The sequence below is a fragment of the Actinophytocola sp. genome (assembly GCF_050699935.1).
Taxonomy (GTDB): domain Bacteria; phylum Actinomycetota; class Actinomycetes; order Mycobacteriales; family Pseudonocardiaceae; genus Actinophytocola.
The window spans coordinates 136,005-148,577 of the sequence record NZ_JBOHGB010000003.1 but is presented as its reverse complement, the minus strand read 5'-3'; the positions used below and the strand labels follow the sequence as shown (position 1 = coordinate 148,577).

Annotated in this window: 14 protein-coding genes and 1 pseudogene; 6 read left to right on the top strand and 9 right to left on the bottom strand. The window is 70.0% G+C overall.

Translation table 11 applies throughout. From position 1 onward, the window contains the following. The 4 genes and pseudogenes from ACRDTB_RS02595 to ACRDTB_RS02580 form a co-directional block, all read left to right on the top strand. Window positions 1–527, top strand: a pseudogene (locus ACRDTB_RS02595) (hypothetical protein); the annotation flags it as partial. A gap of 151 nt (window positions 528–678) precedes the next feature. Further along, entirely contained in the window at window positions 679–1,686 is a 1,008-nt protein-coding gene (trxB, locus tag ACRDTB_RS02590) for a thioredoxin-disulfide reductase (RefSeq protein WP_431428235.1), read from the top strand. A 32-nt stretch (window positions 1,687–1,718) separates the two neighbouring features. Continuing rightward, on the top strand, window positions 1,719–2,048 hold the full coding sequence (gene trxA / locus ACRDTB_RS02585) for a thioredoxin (RefSeq protein ID WP_431428234.1): 330 nt from the start codon (window positions 1,719–1,721) through the stop codon (window positions 2,046–2,048). Between the two features lie 203 nt (window positions 2,049–2,251). Continuing rightward, complete coding sequence (locus ACRDTB_RS02580; RefSeq protein WP_431428232.1) at window positions 2,252–3,391, top strand: N-acetylmuramoyl-L-alanine amidase; 1,140 nt, start codon at window positions 2,252–2,254, stop codon at window positions 3,389–3,391. A gap of 77 nt (window positions 3,392–3,468) precedes the next feature. On the opposite strand, the gene ACRDTB_RS02575 is transcribed toward ACRDTB_RS02580, so the two are convergent. Then, window positions 3,469–4,098, bottom strand: a complete 630-nt coding sequence (locus tag ACRDTB_RS02575; protein WP_431428231.1) for a GNAT family N-acetyltransferase — start codon at window positions 4,096–4,098, stop codon at window positions 3,469–3,471. A 182-nt stretch (window positions 4,099–4,280) separates the two neighbouring features. Between ACRDTB_RS02575 and ACRDTB_RS02570 the strand changes: the two genes are divergently transcribed. Then, window positions 4,281–5,600, top strand: a complete 1,320-nt coding sequence (locus tag ACRDTB_RS02570; protein ID WP_431428229.1) for a PLP-dependent aminotransferase family protein — start codon at window positions 4,281–4,283, stop codon at window positions 5,598–5,600. Between the two features lie 89 nt (window positions 5,601–5,689). Then, window positions 5,690–6,640, top strand: a complete 951-nt coding sequence (locus ACRDTB_RS02565) for a D-alanine--D-alanine ligase family protein (protein ID WP_431428227.1) — start codon at window positions 5,690–5,692, stop codon at window positions 6,638–6,640. 55 nt (window positions 6,641–6,695) lie between these two features. On the opposite strand, the gene ACRDTB_RS02560 is transcribed toward ACRDTB_RS02565, so the two are convergent. The 8 genes from ACRDTB_RS02560 to rpmH all read right to left on the bottom strand — a co-directional run bounded on the left by ACRDTB_RS02560 (window position 6,696) and on the right by rpmH (window position 12,219). Further along, a complete protein-coding gene (locus ACRDTB_RS02560) occupies window positions 6,696–7,676 on the bottom strand; it encodes a ParB/RepB/Spo0J family partition protein (protein ID WP_431428226.1) in 981 nt (326 codons plus the stop codon). Window positions 7,677–7,682: 6 nt separating this feature from the next. After that, entirely contained in the window at window positions 7,683–8,582 is a 900-nt protein-coding gene (locus ACRDTB_RS02555) for a ParA family protein (protein ID WP_431428224.1), read from the bottom strand. A gap of 77 nt (window positions 8,583–8,659) precedes the next feature. Then, window positions 8,660–9,370 carry a 16S rRNA (guanine(527)-N(7))-methyltransferase RsmG gene (gene rsmG / locus ACRDTB_RS02550; protein WP_431428223.1) on the bottom strand — a complete coding sequence of 237 codons (711 nt, stop codon included), beginning with the start codon at window positions 9,368–9,370 and terminating at the stop codon, window positions 8,660–8,662. Window positions 9,371–9,424: 54 nt separating this feature from the next. After that, window positions 9,425–9,982, bottom strand: coding sequence for a protein jag (locus ACRDTB_RS02545; protein ID WP_431428249.1), 558 nt, complete (start codon window positions 9,980–9,982; stop codon window positions 9,425–9,427). Window positions 9,983–10,083: 101 nt separating this feature from the next. Then, window positions 10,084–11,292 carry a membrane protein insertase YidC gene (yidC, locus tag ACRDTB_RS02540; protein WP_431428221.1) on the bottom strand — a complete coding sequence of 403 codons (1,209 nt, stop codon included), beginning with the start codon at window positions 11,290–11,292 and terminating at the stop codon, window positions 10,084–10,086. Window positions 11,293–11,297: 5 nt separating this feature from the next. Then, window positions 11,298–11,693 carry a membrane protein insertion efficiency factor YidD gene (gene yidD / locus ACRDTB_RS02535; protein WP_431428220.1) on the bottom strand — a complete coding sequence of 132 codons (396 nt, stop codon included), beginning with the start codon at window positions 11,691–11,693 and terminating at the stop codon, window positions 11,298–11,300. Beyond that, entirely contained in the window at window positions 11,690–12,076 is a 387-nt protein-coding gene (rnpA, locus tag ACRDTB_RS02530; protein WP_431428219.1) for a ribonuclease P protein component, read from the bottom strand. The genes yidD and rnpA overlap by 4 nt, the downstream gene beginning before the upstream one ends. A 5-nt stretch (window positions 12,077–12,081) precedes the next feature. Continuing rightward, a complete protein-coding gene (gene rpmH, locus ACRDTB_RS02525) occupies window positions 12,082–12,219 on the bottom strand; it encodes a 50S ribosomal protein L34 (protein ID WP_431428218.1) in 138 nt (45 codons plus the stop codon). Window positions 12,220–12,573 lie beyond the last annotated feature (354 nt).

Here is a 12,573-nt window from a genome sequence, read left to right as displayed (position 1 = left end):
CCACCGCCACGCCGCCCACCCCGGCGGCCGCGCCCGTCGTCGAGCTCGCCGCCGCACGGAAGCGGCGCAACCGCATGGCCGGGTGGGGCGCCGGTGTGCTGACCGCGGCGGCAGCGGCCGCGGCGATCGCGTTCGTGGCGCTGCCGGGCAACGAGACCGGTGGTACGCCGAGCGCACAGGACGGCGACACGCCGACCAACACCGAGGCGCCGGGCGACGCGGCGCCGGGCCCGCTGGCGCTGTCCAAGGACAACCTCGGCGCGGCGATCGGCCCGCTGATCGGGAACACCGACTACGGCGAGCTGGAGGACGAGCAGGGCCTGAAGGAATGCCTCGCCGCACACAACAAGCCCGCGGGCGACCCGATCGGCGTCAGCCCGGTCACGATCGACGGCGCGGAGGGCATCGCGGCGTTGCTCGGCGCCGGTGCCGGGTCCGAGCCCGGCCACTACCGGCTGGTCGTCGTGGAGCCGACCTGCACGACCGAGAACCCCGGCGAGCTCCTCGCCGACGCCGAGGTGCCCTGATCGATACGGACGAACGAGAAGGCCGCGGGTGCGCCCGCGGCCTTCTTCGTGCGGGCGCACGTGCGGCCCGTCACCTGCCCGGACGGAACAACGGCACCCTACGATCGCGTTGAAGCGCATGAAGCGATCGCGCCCCGTCCCCGGAGGTCAGATGCCCATCGACAGCACCGAACAGCCGGTCCGCAACGTGATCGTCGTCGGCTCCGGACCGGCCGGATACACGGCCGCCGTGTACGCCGCACGCGCCCAGCTCGTGCCGCTGGTGTTCGAGGGGACGCAGTTCGGCGGCGCGCTGATGACCACCACCGACGTCGAGAACTACCCCGGCTTCCGCGACGGGATCATGGGCCCGGACCTGATGGAGCAGATGCGCTCGCAGGCGGAGCGGTTCGGCGCGGAGCTGCGTACGGAGGACGTCGAGGAGATCCAGCTCGAGGGGCCGGTCAAGTACGTGACCGCGAACGGCGTCCGGTACGGCGCCAAGGCGATCATCCTGGCCATGGGTGCGGCCGCGCGGTACCTGCACGTGCCCGGCGAGCAGCGGCTGCTCGGCCACGGCGTGTCCGCCTGCGCGACCTGTGACGGGTTCTTCTTCCGCGACCAGGACATCGCCGTGATCGGCGGTGGCGACTCCGCGATGGAGGAGGCCACCTTCCTCACCCGGTTCGCGCGCTCGGTCACGATCATCCACCGGCGCCAGGAGTTCCGGGCCTCGAAGATCATGCTCGAGCGGGCGCGGGCGAACGAGAAGATCCGCTGGCAGCTGGACTCCGCGGTCACCGAGGTGCTCGGTGAGAACTCGGTGACCGGCGTGCGGCTGCGGAACACGGTCACCGGCGAGGAGTCGACGCTCGACGTGACCGGCGTGTTCATGGCGATCGGCCACGACCCGCGCAGCGGCCTCGTCGCCGGCCAGCTCGACCTGGACGAGGAGGGCTACGTCCTGACCACGGCGAACACGACCTTCACCAACATCGACGGCGTGTTCGCTTCCGGCGACCTCGTGGACCGCACGTACCGCCAGGCGATCACCGCCGCCGGCACCGGCTGCTCGGCCGCCATCGACGCCGAGCGCTGGCTCGCCGAGCACGAGGAGGCACCCGAGGCCCAGGTCGCCGCCGAGCTCGTGGGTGGCGGGTACGCCCAGACGCAGAACTGACTCCAGGACGGACTACCTCACAAGGAGAGAAGATGGCCGGAAACACCGTCACCGTCACCGACGCCTCGTTCGCCGATGACGTGCTGGGCAGCGACAAGCCAGTCCTGGTGGACTTCTGGGCGACGTGGTGCGGTCCCTGCCGGATGGTGGCCCCCGTGCTCGAGGAGATCGCCGGCGAGCACTCGGACAAGATCACCATCGCCAAGCTCGACGTCGACGCCAACCCGACCGTCGCGCGTGACTACCAGGTCCTGTCGATCCCGACGCTCATCCTGTTCAAGGGCGGCGAGCCGGTGAAGCAGATCGTGGGCGCGAAGCCCAAGGCAGCGCTGCTCGCGGATCTGTCCGACTACCTCGGCTGAGGCAACCTTCAGCACCCCGTACGACGTCTCAGCACTGTGAGCCGGGTGTCCAGGGTCACCGGACCGACGCACCACGTGACCCTCCGCGCCGGACTGACACCGGCAAGGCACAATGGGTTCACAGTAGTTCGCGTTCGCCAACCCTGGCGTTGACGTCATCTCGCGCCGACCGGGAGTCGGTGCCCGACCCGAGCGAGGGGTGCATGCGGGTACTCCGCCGTGGTGAGGACGGTCCGGCCGTAGCCGAGGTCCGGTCCACGCTCACAGCGCTCGGACTGTTGCCATCGTCCAACGGGTCGGGGTCACTGTTCGACAAGGCGGTCGAGCACGCGGTACGCACCTTCCAGCAGCAACGGGGCCTGATCACGGACGGCGTCGTGGGTCCCGCCACCTACCGGGCGCTGCGCGACGCCACCTACCAGCTGGGCGCGCGCCCGCTGGCCTACCTGGTGTCGGCCCCGGTCTCGGGCGACGACGTGTTGACACTGCAGGAGCGGCTGCTCGAGCTGGGCTACGACGCGGGCCGGCCGAACGGCGTGTTCGGCGCGCAGACCGAGGCCGCGCTGCGCAACTTCCAGCGGGACTACGGCCTCAAGGTCGACGGCATCTGCGGCCCGGAGACGCTGCGTGCGCTGCGCCAGCTGTCCCCGCGCGCCCGCGGCGGCTCGCCGGTCCTGCTGCGCGAACAGGAGCGGGTGCGTAAGGCGGGGCCCCGGCTGCGCGGCAAACGGATCGTGATCGACCCCGGGCACGGCGGTTCGGACACCGGTGTGACGGTCGGCGACGTGCGCGAGGCCGACCTCGTGTGGGACCTGGCCAGACGGCTCGAGGGCCGCATGGTGGCGACCGGCATGCAGGCCCTGCTCTCCCGCGGCCGCGACCAGTGCCCGACCGAGGCTGACCGGGCGAGCTTCGCGAACGACGTCGGCGCGGACCTGTACCTGTCGCTGCACTCGGACGCCAACCCCTCGCCGCTGGCCCAGGGCGTGGCGAGCTTCCACTTCGGCACGGCGGGCGGCAGCACGTCGACGATCGGCGAGACCCTCGCCGGCTTCATCCAGCGCGAGCTCGCGGTCCGTACCGGCCTGCGCGACTGCCGCGCCCACCCGAAGACGTGGGACACGCTGCGCCTGACCCGCTGCCCGGCGGTCCGCGTCGAGATCGGCTATCTGACCAACCCCGACGACCGCCGCCGCCTGTCCGACCCGGCCTTCCGCGACGTGGTCGCCGAGGGCGTCCTGGTCGCCGTCAAACGCCTGTACCTCCTCGGCGAGAACGACCAGCCCACGGGCACGTTCACCTTCGCCGACGTGCTCCGCCACGAGCTGGCGAGGGTCGAGTAACCCACAGCTTGTCCACAGCCGGGCACGTTGTCCACAGGCTGCCTGTGGACAACGTGTTCGTGCCTGCCGGATCAGGTTCAGCGCTGCAGTGCCGGGCTGGCCGTACTGACGCTGACCGTGCCCAGGAGCCGCTCCAACGCCGCCTCGACGTCTTCCTTCCACGAGATCGCGCTACGCAGCTCCAGCCGCAACCGGGGCCAGCGGGGATGCTGGCGAACCGTCTTGAAGCCGACCCGCAGCAGAAAGTCCGCCGGCACGACGCAGGTCTGCTCGTTCTCGTCCGGCCGGGCGTCGCCGAAGGACTCGATCGCCTTGACCCCACGCCGGGTGAGGTCCTTCGCCACCGCCTGGACGAGCATGCGGCCGAGCCCACCCCCGCGGAACTCCGGCAGCACGTGGAACCCGGTCAGCAGGACGGCATCCGGACTCGGCGGCGAGGTGGGGAAGGCCAAGGCACGCGGCACGGCCGTCGGCGGGGCGTACAGCACGAACCCCACCGGCAGCCGGTCGCTGTAGACGATGCGGCCACAGGAACCCCATTCCAGCAGCACGCTGGAAACCCAGGCCTCCTTCTCGAGGTCCGCCGTGCCGAACTCCTCCGCCTGCTCCCGCAGATGCGGCGCCAGCTCCCAATACACGCACTTTCTGCTGTGTTTGGGCAGATCATCCAGGTTGTCCAGCGTGACGCCAATGACGCGTCGCGACACCCTGTACCTCCCCACACGGTGTGCATGCCTCGCGGAGCAGAACCACGCGTTTAACGCGTACCGATGGCCAGGATAAGCCCACTCCAGCGTGAGGAGAAACAATGCGGTCCGGATGACGGCTCCGGTTACACTCGATCGATCTACCTGCACCGACCCGATGCACCGACTCGCACGGAGCCCGCATGACCTCGGTGGGACCACCGCCCGACAGATCGGGCAGCCGCAGTCTCGACCCCCATCTGCGCAGGTACGCCGCCCGTGCGGCCGGCATGACGGCCTCCGAGGTACGGGCGCTCTTCGCGGTGGCGAGCCGGCCCGAGGTCGTCTCCCTGGCCGGTGGCATGCCCAACCTCACCGCGCTCCCGCTCGACTCGCTGTCCACCGAGATCGCCGACCTGGTCAGTGCGGACGGGCTGGTGGCGCTGCAGTACGGGTCCGCGCACGGGCTGCCGGAGCTGCGGGACCAGATCTGCGAGGTCATGGCGCTGGAGGAGGTCCGCGGGCATCCCGACGACGTCGTGGTGACCGTCGGCTCGCAGATGGCACTCGACATGGTCACCCGGATCTTCTGCGACCCGGGTGACGTCGTGCTCGCCGAGGGGCCGTCCTACGTCGGCGCGCTCGGCACGTTCACCGCCTACCAGACCGGCGTGGTCCACGTGGCGATGGACGAGCACGGCCTGGTGCCCGAGGCGCTCCGCGAGGCGATCACGGCCTGCGAGGCGGCCGGCAGGCGGGTGAAGTTCCTCTACACGATCCCCAACTTCCACAACCCGGCCGGGGTCACGCTGAGCGTGCCGCGCCGGGCCGAGATCCTCGAGATCTGCGCCCGTCACGGGATCCTCGTGGTCGAGGACAACCCGTACGGGCTGCTCGGCTTCGACGGGCAGACCTACCCGGCGCTGCGGTCGATGGACCCGGACAACGTCGTCTACCTCGGCTCGTTCTCGAAGACGTTCGCCGCCGGGCTGCGCGTCGGGTGGACGCTCGCGCCGCACGCGGTGCGGGAGAAGCTGATGCTCGCGGCCGAGTCGGCCACGCTGTGCCCGCCCACGTTGAACCAGATGATCGTCTCCCGCTATCTCGCGACCCATGACTGGCGGGGTCAGATCAAGTCGTTCCAGCAGGCCTACCGCGAGCGGCGGGACGCGATGATCGCCGCGCTCGAGCAGCACCTGCCGGACGGCTGCTCGTGGACCGTGCCCGACGGCGGCTTCTTCGTGTGGCTGACCGTGCCGGGCGGCGTCGACACCAAGGCGATGCTGCCTCGGGCGGTGACCGCACGCGTCGCGTACGTGTCCGGCACCGGGTTCTACGCTGACGGTCTGGGCAGCCGCCAGATGCGGTTGTCCTTCTGCTACCCGACCCCGGAGCGGATCACCGAGGGGGTGCGCCGGCTCTCGGCCGTGCTGTCCGACGAGCTGGAGCTCGCCGCGACGTTCGGTCCGATCAACCAGCGGCCGGGCTCCGGCCCGCAGGTGCCGGCGCCCGACACCGCGTAGTTTTCCTTACGCGGCAAGGCAAACGCTGTCGGTGGGCACTGTGTACGGCCGCAATGGACAGTCCGTTGTGGATGGTGGAGGAGTGTCTCGTGTCCGATCGTAGTGTGGCGGTGCTGTCCGGCGGGCTCTCCCACGAGCGGGACGTGTCGTTGCGTTCGGGCCGCCGGCTGTCCGCCGCGCTGCGCTCAGCCGGCGTGACCGTCGAGGAGTGGGACGCCGACTCGTCGCTGCTTCCACGGCTGCGCCAGCACCGGCCGGACGCCGTCGTCGTCGCCCTGCACGGCGGCGAGGGTGAAGGCGGCTCGATCCAGACGGTGCTGGAGATGCTCGACGTGCCCTACGTCGGCGCCGACTCGCACGCCTGCCGGCGCGCGTGGGACAAGCCGACCGCGAAGACCGAGCTGGCCCGTGCCGGGCTGGCCACTCCGGAGTGGATGGTGCTGCCGCACAGCACGTTCCGGGAGCTCGGGGCACAGCCGGTGCTGACCGCCATGGTCGACCGGCTCGGGCTGCCGCTGATGCTCAAGCCGGAGCAGGGCGGCTCCGCGCTGGGCGCGCAGGTGGTGTGTGACGCGGCGGACCTGCCGGCGGCGATGGTCGGCTGTCTGGCCTACTCCGAGACCGTGCTCGCCGAGCGGTTCGTCGAGGGCGTCGAGGTGGCGGTCACGGTGATCGACGGGCCGGACGGACCCGAGGCGATGCCGGCCGTGGAGATCGTGCCGGAGCGCGGTGTCTACGACTACACCGCCCGGTACACGGCCGGGCTGACCAACTTCCACACACCGGCCCGGCTCGACGACCGCGCCGCCGCGGCGGTCGCCGACCTCGCGGTCGCGGCGCACCGGCTGCTTGGGTTGCGCGACGTGTCCCGGACCGACGCGATCGTGGCCGGCGATGGAACGGTCTACTTCCTGGAGGTCAACTCCTCGCCGGGGCTGACCGAGACCTCGCTCCTGCCGATGGCGATCGAGGTCGCCGGCCGCTCACTCGGTGACATCTACGTCGATCTGATCGAGCGAGCGGTCGAACGCTCACGGTGATCAACCAGGCACATTGCGCCATCGTCACCGTGACATAAGTACCCAGGGTGATCCCCTAATCGGATTCCGATGTCCGATTTGCACCGTTCTGCCCCATCAGCTCGACGATCCGCTCAAGATCGTCCACGGACCCGAACTCGACCACGATCTTGCCCTTGCGGCGGCCCAGTTCGACCTTCACCCGGGTGTCGAACGTGTTGGAGAGCCGCTCGGCGACATCCTGCAGACCCGGCGCCTGCATCGGTTTGCGGGGAGCCTGCTTCCGCTTGGGCGGTGCCGCGTTCTTGAGCAGGGTGACGGCCTCCTCGGTGGCGCGGACCGACAGCCCCTCGGCGACGATCCGGGCGGCGAGCTCCTCCTGGGAGCCGGCGTCGTCCAGTCCGAGCAGCGCGCGGGCGTGCCCGGACGACAGCACGCCGGCGGCGACCCGGCGCTGCACGGGGAGGGGGAGCTTGAGCAGGCGGATCGTGTTGGTGATGACCGGGCGGCTGCGCCCGATGCGCGACGCCAGCTCGTCGTGCGTCACCTCGAACTCGTCGAGCAGCTGCTGGTAGGCCGCCGCCTCCTCGAGCGGGTTCAGCTGGACGCGGTGGATGTTCTCCAGCAACGCGTCGCGGAGCATCGCGTCGTCCGCGGTCTGCCGGACGATGGCCGGGATCGTGGCCATGTCCGCCTGCTGCGCCGCACGCAGGCGGCGCTCGCCCATGACGAGCTCGTACGAGCCGCCGCCCAGCTCACGCACGACGATGGGCTGCATGAGGCCGAACTCGCGGATCGAATGCTCGAGCTCGCCCAGCGCGTCCTCGTCGAAGACCTGCCGGGGCTGCTTCGGGTTCGCCTGGATCGCGTCTGTCGAGATCTCCCGGTACACGGCCCCGGCCACCGAACCGCTCGGCGCCGCCGGCGCGGTGCCGCCCGCGGCCGCCGGTCGGGCCGGTGGCTTCGGCAGCTTCACCGCGCCATCGGGTTCCCCGGCCGGTCCCTGCGGGATCAGCGCGGCGAGGCCTCGGCCCAGCCCGCCTTTACGCTCACTCATACGTCGTTACTCCTCGCCGAAGCCACGTTCGGCCATCTCCCTCGCCGCGTCGAGGTAGCTCATCGCGCCCCGGGACCCCGGGTCGTACGCGAGCACCGTTTGCCCGAAACCGGGCGCCTCGGACACCTTCACGCTCCTGGGGATCACGGTACGCAAGACCGTGTCGCCGAAGTGCTTCCGCACCTCCGCGGTCACCTGGTCAGCGAGCTTGGTGCGCCCGTCGTACATGGTGAGCAGGATGGTCGACACCTGCAGGTTGGGGTTCAGGTGGTTCTGCACCAGCTCGATGTTGCGCAGCAGCTGGGAGAGACCTTCCAGCGCGTAGTACTCGCACTGGATCGGGATGAGCACCTCCTCGGCCGCGACCATCGCGTTGACGGTCAGCAGGCCGAGCGACGGTGGGCAGTCGATGAAGACGTAGTCCGGGTTCAGCTCGTCCAGCGCACCGGTGGGCAGCGCCTCCTTGAGCCGGGACTCGCGGCCCTCCATCACGACGAGCTCGATCTCCGCACCGGCGAGGTCGATAGTGGCCGGCACGCAGTAGAGGTTGTCCGACTGGTCGCTCACCGCGGCGGCGTCCGTGAGTGACGCCTCGCCGATCAACACCTCGTAGATCGACGGCACGCCGGACCGGTGGTCGACGCCGAGCGCGGTGCTGGCGTTGCCCTGCGGGTCGAGGTCGATCACGAGCACCTTGAGCCCGTGCATGGCGAGCGCCGCGGCGAGGTTCACCGCGCTGGTCGTCTTGCCGACGCCGCCCTTCTGGTTCGCCACGGTCATCACCCGGCGGCGCGGCGGGCGCGGCAGCATGTCCTTCGGGTGCAGCATGCGGGTCGCGCGCTCGGCCTCATCGGCGATGGGCGTCCACCCCGACACCGCCTGCGCCGCCTCGACGGTCTCGTGCATGACCTGATCCGACTGCTGAACGTGTCGCCCACTCACCGCTCGACCCACCTCTGTTTCACGTGAAACATCCATCTTTGCTAAGCCTGATCCTTCCTCGTGCGTTGCGGACGACGGCCACGGGCCCCATCACGCCCTCGCACGCCGACACGCTCCACGACGATGATGGTCGTCGGCGTCTCCAACAGGTCGACGCCACACCGCTCGACAACGGGGAGCGAACCACCCGCCCGTTTCACCGCGCCGCCGTCGCGTGCCGCCTCCGCCGCCGCGGTCTCACCCTTGAGTGCGACGAGCTGTCCGCCCTGCCGCAGCAGGGGAGCGGCCCAGTTCCACAATCGGTCCAGTGGAGCGACCGCACGCGCGATCACAACATCGGCACCCGACAGCCGTCGCTTGATGCCTGGCTCCTCGGCGCGCCCGCGCACGACGGTCGCCGACGACAGCCGTAACGCGTCGACGACTTCCTCCAGCCACACCACGCGGCGAGCCATCGGCTCCAACAGTGTGACGTCCAGATCCGGTCTAGCCAAGCAGAGCGGCACGCCCGGCAGCCCGGCACCCGATCCGATGTCGATGACGCGTACGCCGTTCGGGATCCGCTCACCGACCACGGCCGAGTTCAGAAGATGGCGATCCCACAGCCGATCGACCTCACGCGGTCCGATAAGGCCTCGCTCCATGCCGACGGCGGCGAGCAGTTCAGTGAACCGCACCGCCGCCGGCAAGGCGTCACCAAAGATGGTCGAAGCGGACTCCGGGGGAGCGGGCGCCGATGGCGTCTCTGCCACCCTCGCGGTCTCCTCGCCTTGGTCCGTTGTTTCACGTGGAACGAAGCGAGACCGTCAGGGCTTGCGGAACACCACGACGCGTCGCCGGGGGTCTTCGCCCTCGCTCTCGCTGTGCACGCCGTCCACTGCCGCGACCGCGTCATGGACGACCTTGCGCTCGAACGGCGTCATCGGCTGCAGCCGGATCCGGTCGTCGCCGGCCAGCACGCGCTCCGCCGTCGCCCGACCCAGATCCCGGAGCTCCTGCCGACGGTCCGCACGCCAGCCCGCGATGTCGAGCATGAGCCGACTCCGGGCCCCCGTCTCCTGCTGCACGGCGAGCCGCGTCAGCTCCTGGAGCGCCTCGAGCACGTTGCCCCGCGGGCCGACGAGCCTCTCCAAGTCGTCGCCACCGTCGATGCTCACTACCGCACGGCTGGCCTCGACGTCGAGGTCGATGTCGCCGTCGTAGTCGACGAGGTCGAGCAGCCGCTCCAGATAGTCGCCGGCGATGTCGCCCTCCCGAACGAGCAGATCCTCGTTCGAGCCTTCCGAGCGATCGCTGGCGTCCTCACCCTCGTCGTCGCTGCGATCCTCGTCGGCCTCCGACTCGGCGATCACCTCGCCGTCCATCTCAGCCACCGAATCCTCGACCGGCTTGGCCTCGTCCTCGGGCCCCGACTCCTGCACCGTCTCCGGCACGGCCTCTCCTCTCCAGGTCCGGACGTGCCGCGTCAGCGGTTCTTCCGGCCTGTGTTCTTCTTGCGGGAACGGTCTGAGCTCAGACCGGAAACTGTGCTGCCGTCGGCACCCTTGTCCGCAACGCCGTTACCGGACGGCTTCGAGGTGTCACCGGGCGACTTGGTCGTGCCCGGTTTCGCCGTGCCGGACTTGGCGGTGCCCGGCTTGTTCGTCCCGGGCTTGGCCGTGCCCGGCTTACCGGTACCCGACTTGGTCGTACCCGACTTGGCGGTCCCGGACTTGGCGGTACCCGACTTCTCGGTGGCGGACTTCTCGGTGGCCGACTTCTCGGTGCCCGACTTTGTGGCGCCGGTCGACTTCGCCGTGCCGCTCTGCGTGCCGGTGGGACGCTTCTTGGACTGGGTCGGCCGCTGACCCGGCTTCGGCGCGAGGTTGCTCCGCTTCTCGATCGCCGCCGTCTTCTTCTCCTCCTCCTCGGAGTCGATCCGGCGGTACACGATCCGCTGCTGCGCCAGCGTCCAGGTGTTGTTCGCGAGCCAGTAGAGGAGCAGACCGATGGGGAAGAACAGACCGAAGATCAGCACACCCAACGGGAAGATGTACAGGGTGAGCTTGTTCATGATCGCGGTCTGCGGCGTGGCCGCGTCGGGGTTCTGCCGCGCGACCGAGTGCCGGGCGGTCAGATGGGTCAGCGCGCTCGCGAGGATCATGAGCGGGATCGACACCAGGACAACCGCGGGGAAGTTCGCGCCAAGCGCCTCGAGCTCCTCCCTCGGCTGAGTGATGAAGTTCGACAGCCGGGCCCCGAAGAGGTTCGCCGCGATGTAGGAGGCGACACCCTGCTCGTCGAAGAAGTAGTTCTCGGTCTTGCCGGGCGCGAACGAGCGCAGCACGTGGAAGAGGCCGATGAAGACCGGGATCTGCAGCAGCATCGGCAGGCAGCCGCCAAGCGGGCTGAACCCGTGCTCGCGCTGAAGCTTCTGCATCTCCTGCGCCTGGCGCTGGCGGTCGTTCGCGTACTTCTTCTGGATCTTCTTCATCTCGGGCGCGAACTCCTGCATCGCGCGCATCGAGCGGACCTGCTTCACGAACGGCTTGTACATGATCGCGCGCAGGGTGAAGACGAGGAACATGATGCCCAGCGCCCATGCGACACCACTGGCCTCACCGAAGACGTGCCCGAACACCCAGTGCCAGCACCACAGAATGAAGGACACGGGGTAGTAGATGAAGTCGAGCACGGGAGCTACTCCTTGGCGAGGGTGTGACGGGCCGGGCTTGGCGTCCCCGACCCACCGCGGTCATCGTTCGTGGGCACCGTCGTGGGCGTGACCGGACGCGTGGCCGGGTTCGAGTCACGCCGTGGCGGCACCGGGTCGTAGCCGGCGCGACCCCACGGGGCGCAGCGGGCGAGCCGCCACACGGTGAGCCAGGTGCCGCGCAGCGCGCCGTGCGTCGTCAGCGCCTCGACCGCGTACGCGCTGCAGCTCGGCTCGAACCGGCAGGTGGGCGGAAGGATCGGCGAGATCCACCGGCGGTAGAAATGGATGGGGGCCAGCAGCAGCCGGGCCACCGGGCCGGGACGGCGTGCGGGCGCGGGGTCCGGGCCGGGCACGACGTCATGTTCATGCGTGAGGCTCACTGCGCACCACCGCTATCGCCGACCGCCAGTCGCAACCTCCGCAGCGCGGAGTCGATGTCATTGCCGAGTTCGGCGCTCGCCGCGTCCGCTGCGGGCGGGAGCGCTCGAACGACCAACGTGCAGCCGGGCGGAACGGTTCCGAGCCGATCCCGGAACAGATGACGTAAGCGGCGCGTCACGCGATGGCGGACGACGGAGTTCCCCACGGCCTTGCTGACCACGAAACCCACCCGGGTGCGGCCGGACGCGCCCACACCGAGTCGAGCGACTTCTTCGGCCGTGATCACATGAACGACGAGCCGGGGCCGGCCCACTCGCCGGCCCTTCCTGGTCACCAGCCGAAAGGCGTCGCTACCGGTCAGTCGTGCGGACGCGGGGAGCACGCAGGTCAGGCGGACAGGCGCTTGCGGCCCTTGGCACGGCGAGCAGCGACGATCGCCCGTCCGGCGCGGGTGCGCATGCGCAGCCGGAACCCGTGGGTCCGCGACCGGCGGCGGTTGTTCGGCTGGAAAGTACGCTTGCTCACGGTGGATCTCCCGATGACTGGCTCGCCAAAGTTCTCGTCCCCGCCGGCGTCCCGGCCCCAACGCCCCCCGGTCTACCGACGGGCGGCGCGCAGAACTCACCCACACCTCGCGGGAGACCTTATAAGGCTACGCACCCCCGATCAGCGGCTTCCATCCGGGTGCCGGTAGCCGGCCCGCCGCATCCGCTCGGCGACACGCCGCGTACGGTCAGATGCTTGCTACAGAACACATCTTGTGGCATAGCGCGGCGCTTGTTAGCGTGCGTGCTCTTGGTTGGCCAGATGGGAGTGGGAGCCCTGCTGCGCCGCGCAAGTTATGTCGGGCCTCCGGCGGGGTGCCGCTGCGGTGCGTCG

Excerpts from the sequence above, each read along its gene's own strand:
- ACRDTB_RS02570 (WP_431428229.1), top strand. The coding sequence starts at position 4,281 with ATGACCTCGGTGGGACCACCGCCCGACAGATCGGGCAGCCGCAGTCTC.
- trxB (WP_431428235.1), top strand. The coding sequence starts at position 679 with ATGCCCATCGACAGCACCGAACAGCCGGTCCGCAACGTGATCGTCGTC.
- ACRDTB_RS02560 (WP_431428226.1), bottom strand. The coding sequence starts at position 7,676 with ATGAGTGAGCGTAAAGGCGGGCTGGGCCGAGGCCTCGCCGCGCTGATC.
- ACRDTB_RS02545 (WP_431428249.1), bottom strand. The coding sequence starts at position 9,982 with ATGGACGGCGAGGTGATCGCCGAGTCGGAGGCCGACGAGGATCGCAGC.
- ACRDTB_RS02580 (WP_431428232.1), top strand. The coding sequence starts at position 2,252 with ATGCGGGTACTCCGCCGTGGTGAGGACGGTCCGGCCGTAGCCGAGGTC.
- trxA (WP_431428234.1), top strand. The coding sequence starts at position 1,719 with ATGGCCGGAAACACCGTCACCGTCACCGACGCCTCGTTCGCCGATGAC.
- ACRDTB_RS02555 (WP_431428224.1), bottom strand. The coding sequence starts at position 8,582 with ATGCACGAGACCGTCGAGGCGGCGCAGGCGGTGTCGGGGTGGACGCCC.